A 16,782-nucleotide genomic window follows, 5' to 3' on the forward strand; every position below is an offset into this window, starting at 1 on the left:
CGCTCTCCCTGCTACTCGGGCGAGGAGACGGCGACCTTGGCGGCGCGGATGAGGCGCTCGCCGAGCAGGTAGCCGGGCTCGATGACATCTGCGACGGTGTCGAATTCGACGTCCGCGCTCGGGAGGCGCACGAGGGCTTCGTGCCGCTTCGGGTCGAAGCGTTCGCCCTTCTCACCCACCCGCTCGAGGCCGTACTTGTCGAACGCGGCGCGGATCTTCTGCGCGACGATCGCCAGCGGGCTGCCCTCGACGAGGTCGCCATGCGCGTCCGCGCGGTCGAGATCGTCGATCGCGGGAAGCAGCGAGCGGATCACCTCGGCGATCACGATCTCGCGGTTCGCCTGCCGATCGCGCTCGACGCGGGTGCGGAAGTTCTTCAACTCCGCCTCCGCCCGTGCGGCCCGGTCGCGATACTCCGCGACCAGGTCGCGCTCCGCCTCGGCGAGCAGCTCGAGGTCTTCGTCGGTGAACTCGACGTCGGTGCCTTCGGTGTCGATCAGCTGGATGTCGTCGCCCCCGGGTTCCTCGTCAACCGCGGGCTCGTCGGAGTCGGCGGCGGCCTCCTCAGCCGGTTCGTCGCCGGGCTTCTTCCGGAATCCATCGCCGACCGCCTCCGTCACGCGCGGCTCGCCCGTTTCGGGGTCGATCTTGCGCTTGTCGTTGATCTTCGGCGCGTCGTCGTCGCCCTGGGGCGTCTTGTCTTTCGCGTCGTCGGTCATGCCTACTTCTTCGGCTCCTCGGCCGGTGCTTCGTCGGTCTTGGCGTCGTCGGCCTTCGGATCTTCGTCGTCGACGATCTCGGCATCCACGATGTCTTCGTCGGTGCCGGCCGCCGGCTCTTCGGCCGCCGCGTCGGGCTCGGTCACCGGCGACGAGTAGATCGCCTCGCCCAGCTTCGTCTGGCTGAGGACGAGCTTGTCGAACGCCGACTTCACGGCTTCGTCGTCTTCACCCTGCAACGCGGTCTTGAGCGCATCGAGATCGCCCTGCACCTCGGTCTTGACGTCGTCGGGAAGCTTGTCCTCGTTCTCCTTGATCAGCTTCTCGATCGAGTAGGCGAGCTGCTCGGCGCTGTTGCGGGTCTCGGCCGACTCGCGTCGCGCCTTGTCTTCGGCGGCGTGCTCTTCGGCTTCGCGCACCATGCGCTCGATGTCTTCCTTCGGCAGCGACGAGCCGCCGGTGATGGTCATCGACTGTTCCTTGCCGGTGCCCTTGTCCTTCGCCGAGACGTGCACGATGCCGTTGGCGTCGAGGTCGAAGGTGACCTCGATCTGCGGCACGCCGCGCGGCGCCGGCGCGATGCCGGTGAGCTCGAAGGTGCCCAGCGGCTTGTTGTCGCGGGTGAACTCGCGCTCGCCCTGGAAGACCTGGATGGCAACCGACGGCTGGTTGTCGTCGGCAGTCGTGAAGGTCTCACTGCGCTTGGTCGGGATGGCGGTGTTGCGCTCGATCAGCTTCGTCATGATGCCGCCCTTGGTCTCGATGCCGAGACTCAGGGGGGTGACGTCGATGAGCAGAACGTCTTTGCGCTCACCCTTCAGCACGCCGGCCTGGAGGGCGGCGCCGACGGCGACCACCTCATCCGGGTTGACGGTCTTGTTGGGCTCCTTGCCGCCGGTGAGCTTCTTCACCAGGTCGGTCACGGCCGGCATACGGGTCGATCCGCCGACGAGCACGACGTGGTCGATGTCGGCGACCTTGATGCCCGCCTCCTTGATGACGTCCTGGAACGGCTTCTTCGTGCGGTCGAGCAGGTCGGAAGTCATCTGCTCGAACTGCGCGCGGGTGATCGACTCGTCGAGGTTGGCCGGGCCGTTCTCGGTGAGCGACAGGTAGGGAAGCTGGATGCTGGCGCTCGTCGAGGAGGAGAGTTCCTTCTTCGCCTGCTCGGCAGCCTCCTTGAGGCGCTGGAGCGCGATCTTGTCTTTGCTGACGTCGACACCGGTGGTGTCCTTGAACTTCTTGATGAGGTGCTCGACGACCCGCTGGTCCCAGTCGTCACCACCGAGACGGTTGTCACCGGCGGTCGCCCGCACCTGAATGGTCGAGAAGTCGTCGTCCTTGCCCACCTCGAGCAGGCTCACGTCGAACGTTCCGCCGCCGAGGTCGAAGACGAGGATGAGCTCGTCTTCCTTGCCCTTGTCGAGGCCGTAGGCGAGCGCGGCCGCGGTGGGCTCGTTGATGATGCGCAACACGTTGAGGCCCGCGATCTCACCGGCCTCCTTGGTGGCCTGACGCTCGGCGTCGTTGAAGTACGCCGGAACGGTGATGACGGCATCCGTCACGTCTTCGCCGAGGTACTGCTCGGCGTCGCGCTTGAGCTTGCCGAGGATGCGCGCCGAGATCTCCTGCGGCGTGTACTTCTTGGCGTCGACGTCCGTCTTCCAGTCGGTGCCCATGTGGCGCTTGACCGAGGCGATGGTGCGATCGACGTTGGTGACGGCCTGGCGCTTGGCGGTCTCGCCGACCAGCACCTCCGAGTCTTTGGTGAAGGCCACGACCGACGGGGTCGTGCGGAAACCTTCGGCGTTCGCGATGACGGTGGGTTCTCCACCTTCGAGTACGGCGACCACCGAGTTGGTGGTTCCGAGGTCGATTCCGACTGCGCGGGCCATGTGCGTATGTACTCCTTGTTCGGTGGATGCGACCCGGTTGCTGAGTAGCCGGTGGAGCCGGCGTGTCGAAGCATGAGTCGCGCAGGCTCAAGTTTGCAACCTGTGGATAACTTTGTCAACCCGACTTGAGTCACTGCGGCTCAACTCCCAGATTCGGCCCGCGCTCGGCATGCAGGCGGTAGGTTGCACGTGACCCGGAATCAGTGCCGATACCGGGCGTTCACCTCACGGAAGTAGCGTGCCGCCATGACCGACCCTCGCCCCGACGTGCTCCCCGCCACCGCCAACACCGGCGCCATCGGCATCATGGGATTGGACCTCCAAGAGGGGAAGGTCGTTCCGCGCAAGCAGGTGTGGTCGTGGGCACTGTGGGATTGGGCCACACAGCCGTTCAACACCGTCATCCTCACCTTCGTCTTCTCGGTGTATCTCACGAGCGACCTCTTCCTTCCGGACGGAACGGCGGCGGATGCCAGCGGCGAGAACGCCGTACTGACGTCGGGCCTCGGGCTGGCGATCGGCGTGGCCGGCATCCTCATCGCGCTGCTCGCCCCCGTGCTCGGGCAGCGCGCCGATGCGAGCGGCCGCCGCAAGCTGACCCTCGGAATCGCCACCGGGCTGTTGGTTCTCACCACGGCGCTGCTGTTCTTCGTCGAAGCCGACTACGCGTTCTTCTGGGTCGGCGCCGGTCTCATCGCCATCGGGTCGGTGTTCAGCGAGATCGCCGGCGTCAACTACAACGCGATGCTCGTGCAGGTCTCCACCCCGAAGACCGTCGGGCGCATCAGCGGGCTCGGCTGGGGCTTCGGCTACCTCGGCGGCATCGTGGCGCTTGTCATCGTCGTCGTGATGCAGCAGAACGGATGGTTCGGCATCCCGACCGAGGGCGGGCTCAACATCCGCATCGTCGCGCTCGGGTGTGCCGTCTGGACGGTGCTGTTCTGCATCCCGATCTTCTTGAACGTGCCCGAGGCGCCCCCGGCGGCCGGGCGGGAGCGCGTGAGCTTCTTCCGCAGCTACGTCGTGCTGGTGAAGGACATCGCGCGCATCTTCCGCGAGACGCGGCCGACGTTCTGGTTCCTGCTGGCCAGCGCGGTCTTCCGCGACGGTCTCGCCGGCGTCTTCACCTTCGGCGCGATCATCGCCGCGACCGTCTTCGGGTTCAGCCAGATCGAGGTCATCCTGTTCGGAGTCGCCGCGAACATCGTCGCCGGCGTCAGCACGATCGTGGCGGGTCGCTTCGACGACCGGTTCGGGGCACGCGCCGTGATCATCACCGCGCTGACCGGTCTCGTGGTCGCCGGTCTCGTCGTGTTCTTCGCCCGGGATCTCGGCACGGTCGTGTTCTGGGTGTTCGGGCTGCTGCTGACGGTCTTCGTCGGACCGGCGCAAGCGGCCAGCCGATCCTTCCTGGCCCGGGTAACCCCCGCCGGGCGCGAGGGCGAGATCTTCGGCCTCTACGCGACCACCGGGCGCGCCGCGAGCTTCCTGTCGCCCCTGGCGTGGGCCGGCGCGATCGCCCTCTTCGGATCGACGGCGTGGGGGGTGCTCGGCATCGTGCTCATCCTGCTCGTCGGCCTGGTGCTGATGCTGTTCGTGCGGATCCCCGGCCCGCCGCGCGGTCAGGCGGCGCGCAGCGCGTAGGCGATCACCAGCATCGTGACGCCGAATCCGGTCGCGAAGTTGAGCCACAAGAAGCGGCGCCAACCGCGGTTCGCCGTCGGCGCCGTCTCATCGGTCACCCGCCACCATGGCAGCTGATTGACGGCGTACGGCAACGCGAACAGAGCGGCGATGGGCCCTGGCCACTCGGTGGCGAGCAACAGGATGCCGGCCAGCAGATAGAGCACCACCGAGAGTCGCACCGTGCGCCGCGCGCCGATCACTGTCGCGATCGAGCCGATGCCGCCCTCTCGGTCGGCCACGACATCCTGCACCGCCCCGAACGCGTGCGACGCCGCGCCCCAGAGGAAGAACGCCACGAGAAGCGCGAACAGCGCGGGGGTGAAGGTCGCACCGGCGAGTAGCAGGCCGTAGACCGCGGGGGAGACGAAGTGCGTGCTTGAGGTGAGCGAGTCGAGCACCGGGCGCTCCTTGAAGCGCAGGCCCGCGGCCGAGTACGCGACGACCGCGAAGAGGCTCACGGCGAGCGCCACCCAACTCGCCGGGTTGCCGACGACCACGAGGTAGGCGACGAACGGCAGCGCGAGGATGCCCGAGAGCCACAGCACCAGCCGGTGCCAGCGGGGGTCGAGCAGCGCCCCCTCGACGCCGCCCTTGCGCGGGTTGCGCAGATCGGACTGGTAGTCGAAGACGTCGTTGATGCCGTACATCGCGAAGTTGTACGGCACGAGAAAGAACAGGGTTCCCACGATCAGCGTCACATCGACCCGCTGCGTCGTCACGACGTACGCGGCGGCGAACGGGAACGCCGTGTTCACCCACGACAGCGGCCGACTCGTCAGGAACAGCGCCCGAATCACGGGGTTCCTTCGGTGGTCGAGTAGCCGCCGAAGGCGGCGTGTCGAGACCCTAGCAGCGACCACAGCGACGGCAGCAGCACGAGGGCGGCGACCGTGTACGCGAAGTCTTCGAGAGGGGCGAACCCGATCTTCGCGCCCGAGATCAGCGCTTCGTCGTACCCCACGATGCCGGTGCCGACGAGGATGTTGTCGAAGATCGCCGTGAGGATCAGCATCGGGATGGCGGCGAGGCCGATCGTCCGCCATGACGGGGAGCGGCGAGAGGCCAGCGCAGCGATGGCGACCAGTGCGACGACGCCGAGGAAGACGGCGTTCAGTGACCAGTAGGTCATGAGCCTGCGCTCCCGGTCTCGACACGCGTCCGGCTCCGCCGGGCGCTACTCGACCACCGAAAGAGGTTCATCGTCGTGTAGCAGAGGAGCACCAGGAAGAAGACCTCCTCAATCGGCAGCTCGGGTGCCAGGAGCACCCCGGTGAGCAGGTCGGGGTTGCCGCGGAAGAAGATGCCGAGGGTGATGCCGGCGACATCCCAGGCGAGGAAGAACGCCACCCCGACGACCAGCACGATCGCGGCGCGCAGCGGGGCGGCGGCGAAGAACAGCTTGAAGCGCAGGTCGAGCACGATCATCCCGGCGATCGAGACGATCAGAGCCGCCAGGTAGAGGTAGTTCACCCGAGCGCTCGCCCGGCGAGGGTGGTCGTGACGGTCTTGAGCGGCTCGGGCAGCGGGCCGGCTGTGGTGTCGCCGCGCAGCCGCTTGACGAGCACCTCGGCCGAGATCAGGCACATCGGCAGCCCGATACCCGGGATCGTCGACGACCCAACGTAGTAGAGCCCGGCCACCTTCTTCGACATGTTGCCCGGGCGGAAGAAGGCGCTCTGCTTGAGCACATGCGCGGGCCCGAGGGCGGTGCCCTTCCACGCGTTGAGGTCGTCGGCGAAGTCGGCGGGTCCGACCGTGCGACGCAGCACGATGCGCGTCGCGAGATCGGGGATGCCGGCCCACTCGGCCAGCAAGGCGATCACCTGGTCGGCGAGCGCCTCGATCAGCTCGTCACCCGCGCCGTCGAGACCGCCGTGGCCGAGGCCGGGGTCGGCGGGCAGCGGAACGAGCACGAAGACGTTCTCGGTGCCGTCGGGCGCCACCGACGGGTCGACGCCGCTCGGCTTGCAAACATAGAACGACGGCGTCTCGGGCACCCGCGGGGTCGAGCCGAAGATCGCCTCGAAGTTGTCGGCCCACGCCTGCGCGAAGAACAGGGTGTGGTGTTCCAGCGCGGGCAGCTCGCCCTCGACCCCCAGGTAGATCAGCAGCGCGCTCGGCCCGGCGACGGCATCCTGCCAGTACTCCTCGGGGTAGCTGCGCGACTCGGGCGCGGTGAGCAGCACCGTCTCGGTGTGGTGCAGGTCAGCCGCCGAGACGACGATGTCGGCTTCCAGCACCGACCCGTCGGCGAGCTCCACGCCCGTTGCTGTCCCATCGGTCACGACGATGCGACGTACTGCGGCTCCAGATCGCAGATCGGCACCGGCGGCGCGAGCCAGTCGCTCGATGCTGCCGATCACCTCGGTGAACCCACCCTCGGGATAGAACACTCCGTCGACGAGGTCGAGGTGGCTCATGAGCGAATACATGCTCGGGGCGAGCGCGGGCGCCGAGCCGAGGAACACCGCGGGGTAGCCGAGCACCTGGCGCAGCCGGATGTCGCGCACCGTGCGATTCACGAGCCGGTCGAGCGGCTCGAGCAGCAGACGCGCCAGCCGCGGCCCGCTCGCGAGCACCTCGCCCCGGAACACGGGGCCGAGCTTCACGAACGTCGAGTACAGGAAACGCTGCTTGGCGAGTTCGTAGATCTCACGAGCCCGATCGAGGTACTTGGCGACGCGCAGAGCCGATCCGCGTTCCAGGCGCTCGAAGGTCTCGAGGGTCTCGTGCACGTCGGCAGAGACATCCACCGGCTCCGTCTCGCCCTCGGCGTAGACGCGGTAGCCGGGATCGAGCTGCACGAGTTGCAGTTCGTGGTCGGCGCTCGTGCCGAGCAGCTTGTAGAAGTGGTCGAACACCTCGGGCATGAGGTACCACGACGGTCCGGTGTCGAAGCGGAAGCCATCCTTCTCCCACGAGCCGGCGCGGCCGCCGAACGCCGCCTGCTGTTCGAGCAGCACCACGTCGTGACCTTCGCGGGCGAGCAGCGCCGCTGAGGCGAGTCCGCCGATGCCGCCGCCGATGATGATGACGCGGCTCACGACCTGCCCCCGAACGTTGCGGCGGCGAGCGCGATGCGCAGCTTCACCGGGTCGGGAACGCGCACCCGGGTGCGCAACAGAGCGGATGCCGGAGTGCGCCGCAGCCGCCGCGACAGTTCGGCGAACAGCCGCTGGGCGAGTGCCACCGCCCTACGGGAGCTGGGGGGCAGCAGCGGCAGGGTCGCCGCCGCGCGGGCGAGGTCGGCGTCGATGTCGTCGAGCACAGTGTTCTTCTCGTCTTCGGTCAGTCGGGTCACGTCGATGCCCGGAAAGTAGCTGCGTCCCAGCTTGTCGTGGTCGGCGGCGAGGTCGCGCAGAAAGTTGACCTTCTGAAACGCGGCGCCCAGGGCGCGCGCTCCGGTCTCGAGGGTGTCGAGTTCGTCGGCGCGATAGGGGCGCGGCGCATCCTTCACGAACACCCGCAGGCACATCAGCCCGACCACCTCGGCCGAGCCGTAGACGTAGGCGGCGAAGCTCGCGGCGTCGTGCTCGGTCTCGTGTAGGTCGGCGCGCATCGACGCGAAGAACGGTTTCGTGAGCTCCGTGCCAAACCCGGCGCCTCGCGCGGTGCGGGCGAAGGCGTGCACGACGAGGTCGGCGCTGTACCCGTGCGCGAGTGCCCGCTCGGTCTCGGCTTCGTAAGCGTCCAGCATCCGCTCGGCCTGGATGCGATCGAGCCCGGCATCCTCGGCGCCGCCGTCGACGATCTCGTCGGCGACCCGCACGAGGGCGTAGATGTTCGCCACCGACTGCCGGATGCCGACCCCGAGAAGCCGCGACGCCATCCCGAACGACGTGGAGTAGCGGCGGATGACGAGGCTCGCGGTCTGATCGGCGAGCCTGTCGTAGAGGCTCGTCCCGGGTGCGGGAGTCACTTGGCGCGGCCGAGTACGGCGTCGGCGACGGGATGCAGTTCGCTCCGCAGCGCGGCCGGGATGTGCGGCTCGACCAGCCGCGCCAACGCTCGGTTCACGTAGTAGCGGGCGAGCCCCTCGGCGAACCCGCGGGCGCCCGACGCGACGAGGTGGGCACGCAGCGTCGCCGCCCCCTCATCGCTGAGCGCGGGGTCGCCGAAGAGGTCGGCGTACCCGTCCCAGCCGGGGGCGCTCGCGGCATAGGCGATGAGCACCGTGCGCTTGCCTTCGCGCAGGTCGCCGACCGTCGTCTTGCCGGTCTCGTCCTCGGTGCCGAACACCCCGAGCACGTCGTCGACGAGTTGGTAGGCGATGCCGATCTCGCGGCCGAACTCGCCGAGCGTCGCCACGGTCTCGTCCGAGGCTCCGGCGAGGATCGCCCCCGCCTGCAACGGTCCCTCGAAGGAGTACACGGCGGTCTTCAACCGCTCCATGCTGAGGATGTCATCGACATGCGGCACCGCGGGACGCAGGGTGAAGTCGATGTCGATGAGCTCGCCGGCGGCGCTCGCGAACAGCGCCTCGTCCATGACTTCGAGCAGCCTCGCCCGCACCTCACCCGTCACGCCGCTGCGGTCGATCAGCCGGTAGGCGTTGAACAGGGCGAGGTCACCGGCGATGACGGCGGCGCTCACCCCGTGGTGTTCGGCGGTCGTCGCGTCGGCCCCCGCGGCCAGCGCGCGGTCGCGGAAGGCTCCCGCGACGTTCGGGGCACCCCGTCGAGTGAAGTCACGGTCGATGACGTCGTCGTGCAGGCACAGCGAGGTGTGCAGCAGCTCGAAGGCGGCGCCCACATACGCGGCGGCGTCGAAGTCATCGCCGCCGAGCGCGGAGTACGCGGCGAACACCATCCGAGGCCGGAAGCGCTTGCCACCGGTGGTCGAGGCCTCGATGCGGTCCCACAGCTCGACGTATGCCGACCCCAGGGGCTCGGCGCGCTTGCGGGCTAGGCTGAACAGACGCGCCAGAACGGCGTCCACCTGCGACTGCCGTGCCGCCGCGGTCGCCAGTGCCGCATCCATTCCGGCAGACTACCCCGCCCATGTCGCACCCCACAGGCCCATCGTTCCGCGAGCAGGTCGTGCTGCTCTCGGAGGCTGGTGACCCGATCGGCGTCGCCGACAAGGCGTCGGTGCACGGCGACGACACCCCGCTGCATCTGGCGTTCTCCTGCCACGTCTTCGACGCCCGCGGCCGGGTGCTCGTCACCCGCCGCGCGGTGACGAAACTGACCTTCCCGGGCGTGTGGACCAACGCCTTCTGCGGACATCCCGGCCCCGACGAGAACATCGAGGATGCCGTGCGCCGCCGGGGCCTGCGGGAACTGGCGCTGCCGATCGGCGAACTCGACCTCGTGCTGCCCGACTTCCGCTACCGGGCGGTGGATGCGGCCGGCGTCGTCGAGAACGAGGTCTGCCCCGTCTACCGGACGCTCGTGCGCGACGACCCGATGCCCCGGCCCGACGAGGTCGACGACTGGGCCTGGGTGGTGCCGGCCGACCTGGTGAAGGCCGCGACCGCGACGCCGTTCGCCTTCAGCCCCTGGCTCGTGCTGCAACTCAAGCAGTGGAAGCCCACGCCCCCATCTTCGGTGGTCGAGTAGCCGCCGAAGGCGGCGTGTCGAGACCTAACCCCCCGTCGACCCCGCGTCGGTCGTGGTGACGTCGGTGCGATGGAAGTTCTGGAACGACCGGGACGCCGTCGGCCCCCGCTGCCCCTGATACCGGTTGCCGTACGGCCCCGACCCGTAGGGGTTGTCCACCGCCGATGACGTGCGGATGAAGCAGAGCTGCCCGATCTTCATCCCGGGCCACAACTTGATCGGCAGGGTGGCGACGTTGCTCAGCTCGAGTGTCACGTGCCCCGAGAAACCCGGGTCGACGAAGCCGGCCGTCGAGTGTGTCAGCAATCCGAGGCGGCCGAGCGATGACTTGCCTTCGAGCCGCGCGGCCACGTCGTCGGGAAGCGTGACGAGCTCGAACGTCGACCCGAGAACGAACTCCCCCGGGTGCAGGATGAACGGCTCGTCGGGCTTCGTCTCGATCAGCCGGGTCAGCTCGGGCTGGTCTTCGGCCGGGTCGATGAAGGGGTACTTGTGGTTGTCGAACAGCCGGAAGAAGCGGTCGAGCCGCACGTCGATGCTCGACGGCTGGATCATCTCCCGGTCGAGCGGCTCCAGCCCGATGCGCCCCGCGTCGAGTTCGAGTCGGATGTCGCGGTCGCTCAGCAGCATAGGAACGAGGGTATCGGGGTTGGCTACACTGGGTCAGTCGGAGCTTGCTCCAGCGCGCGGATGTAGTTCAATGGCAGAACTTCAGCTTCCCAAGCTGATAGCGCGGGTTCGATTCCCGTCATCCGCTCCAACGAAATGTGCATCGTCAAGGATCACGTCGTGGGACCTCTGACTTGCGAGCGAACGCCTCTATCTACTCTAAGCGAAGTGTGTTACGTTTCTTGCGTTTACAGGAGATCGACCATGACCACTTCAGCCCTTCTTGCCCCAGAGACCTACGAGGCCAGCGACGACGCGGCGATCGCGCGCGTCCACGACTTCCTCGAAGCCCATGCAGCTATGGGCCGGGAACGCCCTGCTGCGCGCTATCTTCTCGCCGGCGCGACGGCTGGAGATCAAGTCGAGCTTCCCGAGGAGATCTACCTCGTTCTTCGACAGGCCGTCGAAGCCATGCAGCGCGGCCTGTCTGTGACGATTTCGCCCCAGTCCCGCACGCTCACCACCCAGCAAGCAGCGGATCTGCTGAATGTGAGCCGCCCGACAGTCATCAAGATTCTCGATGAGGGCAAGCTCCCCTTCGAAAGAGTGGGAACCCACCGCAAGATCCGACTGGCTGATCTGTTGGCATTCCGCGAACAACGCCGTCAGGACCAGTACGCGGCACTCGACGCAATGTCCGCGGACCTAGACGAGGAAACTCCGCTCGACGAGGTACTCGAGAACCTACGAGACGCCCGCCGCGCGGTCGCCGCGCAAAGGCGTCGATAGCCAGACCGGTCGTGGCATCCTGAGCGGATGTTCGTTGCCCTACTCGATACCAGCGTGCTCTGGCCGAGCCTTCAGCGAGATTTCCTGCTGTCGTTGGCAATCGAACGTGTCTACCGCCCAGTGTGGAGCGAGGCGATCTTGTCAGAACTCGAGTTCCACGAGGCGCTGAAGCTCCAAAAGCGCAGGACTGAGGCGAGTGAGGCACAAGCCAGGGCTGCTCATCTTGTCGGTCAGATGCGCAAGACATTCAGTGATGCTGTGGTCACCGGATGGGAGCCGCTCGAGGGCAGCTACGGGCTTCCGGACCCGGATGACGAGCACGTTGTCGCAGCTGCCCAGATCGCGGGGGCCGGCGTGATCGTTACAGCGAACCTCAAGGACTTCCCCCTGACGCTCCTGCCGGACGGCATCGAGGCGATTCCCGTCGCAGAGTTCGCGCGCGATGCCGTCAGCCTCAGTCCGACGCGCTCGTTGGATGCGATCACCCAGATGGCAATCCGCACGGGAAGGACTGGGCCACAACTCACGGAACTCGACATCGTCGAGGTGCTCGAGCAGAGGTACGCAATGACCGACGCGATGGCAATGATCCGCGCCGAGCTCGCGTCATAGCCACTCCCCTAGGGTTGCGGCGCCGAGTCTCGCTGACACTGTCGGCGCCTGGGCTTACGCTCCAACCGCCGCAGTTGCGGCCGATTGGAGAGGAGGGGATGTGCATGGCGAAGCCGTCCAAGTCCCAACTGTCCAAGGCGGGAAGCACTCTCGCGTCATCGAGTTCTTCTTCGCCGGCCAAGTCCAAGGCGGGCTCCACGCTCGGTAAGGGCTGACTGTCACGGTGCGTGACGCTGACGCTGCGGCACGCACCACCCTCGCCCAAGGGCTCAAGCAGCGTCGCCGCGACCGTGCTTCTCGTAGACGTCGCGGGCGAGTAGAGCGAGGATCGCTTTCTGGATCTTCGTGCTGCCGAGCACTTGTTCGCTCATATTGCGGGAGTTGGTGTCGGAGTCGATGACGGCATCCATGAACGCTGTGCCGAGGTCGGGGCTGGCCAGGAACTGCTCCAGCGTGTTGGCTGCGGCCTGTTCGCGCAGCTTGGTGCTCTCATCGAACTTGCCGCCGACGTAGCCGGTGAAGCCGACCATGTCGGCTTCGGTGAGATCGTCGCCCTCGAAGAGGGTGTTCATCTTCTCGATGATCTCGCGCAGCCGCACATACTCGGGGTCGAGGGCGGAGCCCGAGCCAACTGCGCTGAAGGGTGCGAGGGGGTCGCCCTCCCCCGAGAGTTGAAGGTCTTCCGCTTCCTCGGGCCGCAGGCTGTAGTGCGTGAGTTTGACGGCGCTGAGGTCGATCGAGCGGTCGCGGGTTTCGTCGCTGATCAGCGGCGTGAGCAGCCGGTAGAAGATCGACCGCTTCTCCAGACCGGTGTCGTGGTAGTTGATGATCTGCGAGAGAAAGTCGTAGGCGCGGAAGAAGGAGTTCACGTCGCTGCGGAAGAGGTCCAACTCCTCGAGACGCGACCCATCCCGGCTTCTCGGGCGGCCTTGTACTGACCGGCGAAGCGCTCCTTGGCGGGAGTGAGCCATTCCGGTCTGGAACTTGTTGGCGACGATCACCTGGTAATCGTCGGAGGCGAATGCCTGCGGCAAGCTGCGCTTCTTCAACCCCAGGTTCATCGTGGTCTAGGCATCCGGTCCCGACTCGAGGTCGGCGACCTCTCCCGAGAATGCGACGAGCGCGTGCATCCCCGTGTACTTGCGCTCGGCCAAGTACTTGTCGAACGCGAGCTTGTAGCGCGCGGCGGCACGTACTTGTAGAAGTGCCGAGTGAAAGGGATCTCGTAGCCGACCTTCGTCTGGACTCGTCGACCCAAGCGTCGGGCACGTGCGGCAGCACTTCGCGGGCGAAGTACTCGTGGATGTCTTCGCCGAGTGGAACATTCTCGGAGTCGCGATAATCGGTGCCGGGGAGCGGGTTTCCCTTTGCGTCGGTGATGACCGGAGCGCGCAGGACGAGCCACGAGGCTCTTGTCTCAGCAGCCGGGTTAACGTGGACGACATGACACTCTTCTCCGCCGGGGTCGTCGAATGAGTCGTCACGGGTCGGGTCGTTTCGTGCGCTTCTGGCTCGCGCCGCTGGTGCTGCTCGTCGCCGCCGCCGCGATGGCCGGCATCCTCTTCTCGTTCAACAACTCGTGGTGGGTCGACCCCACGCGCGCCCCGTCGAGCGACCAGCGTGCGGCCGACGGCACGACCGTGTTCACGTCGGCGGGAATCGAGTACGCCACGGCGACGGGGCTGCTGATCATCCGGGTCAGCGACGACGCACTGGATGCGGCGGCGCTGGGGCTCGACGACGACGCGGTGCGCACGGTCGATCCCGAGGTGCCGGTGGAGGTGCGCATCCTGGGGGCTGACGGTGCGCTCGTTCTGGAGCTCGTCGACGCTGTATCGGTGACGACCGTCGACGGTGCCATCGCGCGCGTCGAGCTCGCGCCGTGGGGGTCGGGACAGTACCGCGAGTACAGCGCGCTGCTCGAGAGTCGCGCCGAGACGATCGGCTGGACCGCCGACGACCTGTCGAAGCTGGAGTCCGACCTGAGCGCCGCGCAGCGCGTCAGCGACGACGGCACCTACTCGGCGCAACTTCCACCCAGCCGCAAGATCGGGGCGGAGGTCACTGCGCTGCTGAGTGTCGACCTCGGCTCGGCGCAAACGTCGCTCGTGATCATCGTCGAGATGCTCCCCGTGGGCTGACTAGGATCACAGTGTCAGCCTGGAGTTCGTAAGCGAGAGTCCGGAGAATGTCGAACGTCGCCGAGTCACTGAAACGCCTTCTCGAACTGGCGGGCGCGCGGTCCGCGGCCCTCGTCGACAGCAATTCCGGAATGGTCCTGAGTCATGCAGGGTCGGATCCGCACCTCGAGATCACGGCGGCCGCCAACACCGAGGTGGTTCGAGCCCAACTGAAGTCGATCGCAACGCTCGGGTCCGACGACGCGATCGACGACATCCTCATCACCTTGAGCACGCAGTACGACATCGTTCGGCCGCTGGCCGCAAACCCGGCGATCTTCCTCTACCTCGCCATGGACAAGAACAAGTCGAACCTGGCCATGGCGCGCTACAAGGTGGCCGAGTGTGAAGGGCAGCTCGAGCTCTAGACTCCGGCCGTTGCCCACAAGTGGGGGTTTCTGCCGCGCCCGTCGATCGAAACGATGGAGTCCTCAACCCTGATCGATGAGGAAGCCGTCCGATGAGCCTTGAATCCCGACTGACCTCGGGCCTCCGCCGCTCCAAGAAGGAGAAGGAACCGGAGCGTCCGGACTACTCCGAGCCCGACTTCGGGGGGTGGGCCCAGAAGCTCGACAACTTCATCCCGCCTTCGCAGGCCGCCAAGAAGCCGGACCCGAAACCGGCGGACGTGGCAATGCCCGTCGCGGCGCCGGAACCCGTCGCGGCGCCCGTCGTCGAAGCCGTCGATGACCGTCCGAGCCTCGAAACGGTTCTCGAGCGGCTCCTGACGTTCGACGGCGCGATGTGCGTCGCGCTCGTCGACAGTGAGACCGGGATGATCCTCGGCAAAGCCGGTTCCGGTATCGACATCGACCTGGCGGCCGCCGGCGCCTCGGTGACCCTTCGTGCGCGACTTGCGAGCGTCAAGGCTCTCGGCGGTGATGAGCACATCGAAGACGTGCTCATCTCACTGACGAGCCAGGTGCAGATCATCCACCCGTTGCCCCGCAATCCTTCGATTTTCACCTACATCATCGGGGACAAGGCAAGGTCGAGCCTCGCCATGGCGAGGTTCAAGGCCGCCGAAGCGGATCTTCAGATTCAGCTCTAGGGCTGGCAGTACCCACGAGGCAAGGAAGCAGTATGACAACCGAGGTTCAACGCGTTGCCGCGCAGGCGCCACCGCAGCCGGGGGAGTTTCCGGTGACCGTCGGATGGACTCCGGCAGCGATGGCGGTGCAGGCGGTCTTGTCGCTGCGCACCCCCGTGCACCTGAAGATGAGGATCGAGTCGCACGAGCCGTTGCTCATCGACTTCCGTCACCATGCCTTCAGTTGGTCGACCCCGCTCGAACAATTCCCGGTCGACGCCGTTCACACCGGGCTGCAAACCGTGCCGACCAGTCCGACAGATCCGCCGTTCTTCGACCTGCCCGGCCAAGACCTCGACGGGCTCCTGTGGATGATGGGGCTCAACGCCTTCGACGGCGGCGCGGCGTTCTGGCTCTCGCCCGACGACCGCTACCGACTCACCCGCTGGCCGAACCTGACGCGGCACTCGCACAACCTCAGCCACGTGCGAATGATCGCCGTGCTGGGCAACGCCTACGCCAGTGCATCCGAGCTGGCCGCCTTCGCCGACGTCGACGTGTCCGAGGCCCAGCGGATGATCAACGCGCTCAGCCTGATGCGCATTCTCGTCCCGTCAGCGGCGGCGCCTGCCGCGACGATGGCGCCGCAGACCGCCGAGGCCAAGCGCGAGAGCCTCTTCTCCCGCCTCCGTAAGCGGCTGGGCCGCTGACGCCATGGCCGAGCACGTCATCCTCTTCACGGGCCCGATGGGAGCCGGAAAGACCACCGCGATCCAGAGTCTGAGCGAGATCGAGGTCGTTCGCACCGAGGCGAACAACTCCGAACGACACGTCGTCGACAAGGCCACCACGACGGTGGCCCTCGACTACGGGGAGATTCTCGTCGGAGCCCAGGAGAAGGTTCGGCTCTACGGCATTCCCGGCCAGCGGCGGTTCAACTTCATGTGGGCCATCCTCAAGAGGCGCGCCAAGGGCATGATCCTGCTCGTCAACAGCGATGCCCCCGACCCGATCGCGGAATTGCTCTTCTATCTCGACGAGTTCCGCGAACTGTACGACCGCGGCGGCGTGGTCGTGGGAGTGACCCGCTCCGACGTGGGATCCGGGCCGGCCCTCACCGACTACTCCGACGCTCTGGAACGAACGAATCCGGGACTGGTCATCCCCGTGTTCACGGTCGACCCGCGCGAGCGCAACCAGATGCAGAACATCCTGCTCACCCTCGTGATCAATATCGAGATGCGCGCCGCGTTCGGTAGCGTCTCTGGGGTGAGATCACTATGAGCACCGGACTTCACATGAAGCCCGACGTGGTGGAGGCCGCATCGAGTCTCCTCACGGAGATGAGCGCCGCAACGAGTTCTCTCACCTACGCCGCACTGCTGACCGACGACGGCTTCGACGTCGCCCGGTTCCCGGTCAAGACCGACGGTGAGAGGTTTGCCGGGATGGCGAGCTCGATGCAAGCGCTCGGCGACGCCGTGACCCATGAGCTGAACATCGGCGCCAGCGAGTACATCATCATCGCGTCGGGCAAGGGTCACGTCGTGCAACTGCGGGTGCCGGGACAGGAACTCGTGCTCTCTGCGCTCTTCGACAACGATGCGACGGTCGGACACGCTCTGGCCGTCGCGCGATCGTTCGCGCAGAAGACCGCCGACCTGCTCGCCTAGGTGGATCGCCGACCGCGGCGCTGGGGAA

20 protein-coding genes and 1 tRNA gene are annotated in these 16,782 nt (G+C 66.9%); 11 read left to right on the forward strand and 10 right to left on the reverse strand.

What is annotated here, in order from left to right; translation table 11 throughout:
* Positions 1–11 precede the first annotated feature (11 nt).
* A complete protein-coding gene (gene grpE, locus WBL06_RS04120; protein ID WP_424454708.1) occupies positions 12–719 on the reverse strand; it encodes a nucleotide exchange factor GrpE in 708 nt (235 codons plus the stop codon).
* A gap of 2 nt (positions 720–721) precedes the next feature.
* On the reverse strand, positions 722–2,614 hold the full coding sequence (gene dnaK, locus WBL06_RS04125; protein ID WP_424454709.1) for a molecular chaperone DnaK: 1,893 nt from the start codon (positions 2,612–2,614) through the stop codon (positions 722–724).
* A 246-nt stretch (positions 2,615–2,860) separates the two neighbouring features.
* Between dnaK and WBL06_RS04130 the strand changes: the two genes are divergently transcribed.
* Complete coding sequence (locus tag WBL06_RS04130; RefSeq protein WP_424454710.1) at positions 2,861–4,258, forward strand: MFS transporter; 1,398 nt, start codon at positions 2,861–2,863, stop codon at positions 4,256–4,258.
* On the opposite strand, the gene WBL06_RS04135 is transcribed toward WBL06_RS04130, so the two are convergent.
* The 6 genes from WBL06_RS04135 to WBL06_RS04160 are packed head-to-tail and all read right to left on the reverse strand — an operon-like array spanning position 4,237 to position 9,280.
* Positions 4,237–5,097, reverse strand: a complete 861-nt coding sequence (locus tag WBL06_RS04135; RefSeq protein WP_424454711.1) for a prenyltransferase — start codon at positions 5,095–5,097, stop codon at positions 4,237–4,239. The two genes, WBL06_RS04130 and WBL06_RS04135, sit on opposite strands and share 22 nt — an antisense overlap.
* Positions 5,094–5,429: a lycopene cyclase domain-containing protein gene (locus WBL06_RS04140; RefSeq protein ID WP_424454712.1), complete on the reverse strand. Its 336-nt coding sequence runs from the start codon at positions 5,427–5,429 to the stop codon at positions 5,094–5,096. Before WBL06_RS04140 ends, WBL06_RS04135 begins: the two co-directional genes overlap by 4 nt.
* Positions 5,426–5,770, reverse strand: coding sequence for a lycopene cyclase domain-containing protein (locus WBL06_RS04145; RefSeq protein WP_424454713.1), 345 nt, complete (start codon positions 5,768–5,770; stop codon positions 5,426–5,428). Before WBL06_RS04145 ends, WBL06_RS04140 begins: the two co-directional genes overlap by 4 nt.
* A complete protein-coding gene (crtI, locus tag WBL06_RS04150) occupies positions 5,767–7,344 on the reverse strand; it encodes a phytoene desaturase family protein (RefSeq protein ID WP_424454714.1) in 1,578 nt (525 codons plus the stop codon). The genes WBL06_RS04145 and crtI overlap by 4 nt, the downstream gene beginning before the upstream one ends.
* Positions 7,341–8,219 carry a phytoene/squalene synthase family protein gene (locus tag WBL06_RS04155; RefSeq protein WP_424454715.1) on the reverse strand — a complete coding sequence of 293 codons (879 nt, stop codon included), beginning with the start codon at positions 8,217–8,219 and terminating at the stop codon, positions 7,341–7,343. The genes crtI and WBL06_RS04155 overlap by 4 nt, the downstream gene beginning before the upstream one ends.
* Positions 8,216–9,280: a polyprenyl synthetase family protein gene (locus tag WBL06_RS04160; RefSeq protein WP_424454716.1), complete on the reverse strand. Its 1,065-nt coding sequence runs from the start codon at positions 9,278–9,280 to the stop codon at positions 8,216–8,218. The genes WBL06_RS04155 and WBL06_RS04160 overlap by 4 nt, the downstream gene beginning before the upstream one ends.
* A gap of 20 nt (positions 9,281–9,300) precedes the next feature.
* On the opposite strand from WBL06_RS04160, the gene idi reads away from it, so the two are divergent.
* On the forward strand, positions 9,301–9,861 hold the full coding sequence (gene idi, locus WBL06_RS04165) for an isopentenyl-diphosphate Delta-isomerase (RefSeq protein ID WP_424454717.1): 561 nt from the start codon (positions 9,301–9,303) through the stop codon (positions 9,859–9,861).
* A gap of 24 nt (positions 9,862–9,885) precedes the next feature.
* Here the strand turns inward: idi and dcd are convergent, their stop codons facing one another.
* The gene (dcd, locus tag WBL06_RS04170) at positions 9,886–10,491 is read right to left on the reverse strand and encodes a dCTP deaminase (RefSeq protein ID WP_424454718.1); all 606 of its coding nucleotides are present in this window, start codon (positions 10,489–10,491) and stop codon (positions 9,886–9,888) included.
* Between the two features lie 56 nt (positions 10,492–10,547).
* Here dcd and WBL06_RS04175 point away from each other — a divergent pair.
* The 3 genes from WBL06_RS04175 (at position 10,548) to WBL06_RS04185 (ending at position 11,871) form a co-directional block, all read left to right on the forward strand.
* A tRNA-Gly gene (locus WBL06_RS04175) sits at positions 10,548–10,621 on the forward strand.
* A gap of 113 nt (positions 10,622–10,734) precedes the next feature.
* Positions 10,735–11,259: a helix-turn-helix domain-containing protein gene (locus WBL06_RS04180; protein WP_424454719.1), complete on the forward strand. Its 525-nt coding sequence runs from the start codon at positions 10,735–10,737 to the stop codon at positions 11,257–11,259.
* A 27-nt stretch (positions 11,260–11,286) separates the two neighbouring features.
* Positions 11,287–11,871: a PIN domain-containing protein gene (locus WBL06_RS04185; protein WP_424454720.1), complete on the forward strand. Its 585-nt coding sequence runs from the start codon at positions 11,287–11,289 to the stop codon at positions 11,869–11,871.
* A 269-nt stretch (positions 11,872–12,140) separates the two neighbouring features.
* On the opposite strand, the gene WBL06_RS04190 is transcribed toward WBL06_RS04185, so the two are convergent.
* A complete protein-coding gene (locus WBL06_RS04190) occupies positions 12,141–12,905 on the reverse strand; it encodes a hypothetical protein (RefSeq protein WP_424454721.1) in 765 nt (254 codons plus the stop codon).
* Positions 12,906–13,343: 438 nt separating this feature from the next.
* Here WBL06_RS04190 and WBL06_RS04195 point away from each other — a divergent pair, with 438 nt between their 5' ends.
* The 6 genes from WBL06_RS04195 (at position 13,344) to WBL06_RS04220 (ending at position 16,754) form a co-directional block, all read left to right on the forward strand.
* The gene (locus tag WBL06_RS04195; protein ID WP_424454722.1) at positions 13,344–14,012 is read left to right on the forward strand and encodes a hypothetical protein; all 669 of its coding nucleotides are present in this window, start codon (positions 13,344–13,346) and stop codon (positions 14,010–14,012) included.
* 47 nt (positions 14,013–14,059) lie between these two features.
* Entirely contained in the window at positions 14,060–14,419 is a 360-nt protein-coding gene (locus WBL06_RS04200) for a hypothetical protein (RefSeq protein WP_424454723.1), read from the forward strand.
* 92 nt (positions 14,420–14,511) lie between these two features.
* Positions 14,512–15,102, forward strand: a complete 591-nt coding sequence (locus WBL06_RS04205; protein ID WP_424454724.1) for a hypothetical protein — start codon at positions 14,512–14,514, stop codon at positions 15,100–15,102.
* Between the two features lie 32 nt (positions 15,103–15,134).
* Entirely contained in the window at positions 15,135–15,791 is a 657-nt protein-coding gene (locus tag WBL06_RS04210; RefSeq protein ID WP_424454725.1) for a hypothetical protein, read from the forward strand.
* 4 nt (positions 15,792–15,795) lie between these two features.
* Complete coding sequence (locus tag WBL06_RS04215; protein ID WP_424454726.1) at positions 15,796–16,365, forward strand: GTP-binding protein; 570 nt, start codon at positions 15,796–15,798, stop codon at positions 16,363–16,365.
* A 59-nt stretch (positions 16,366–16,424) separates the two neighbouring features.
* Positions 16,425–16,754 carry a roadblock/LC7 domain-containing protein gene (locus WBL06_RS04220; protein ID WP_424454727.1) on the forward strand — a complete coding sequence of 110 codons (330 nt, stop codon included), beginning with the start codon at positions 16,425–16,427 and terminating at the stop codon, positions 16,752–16,754.
* The last annotated feature ends 28 nt before the right edge of the window (positions 16,755–16,782 follow it).

The organism is Pseudolysinimonas sp. (assembly GCF_049651805.1).
In the GTDB taxonomy this organism is placed as follows: Bacteria; Actinomycetota; Actinomycetes; order Actinomycetales; family Microbacteriaceae; genus Pseudolysinimonas_A.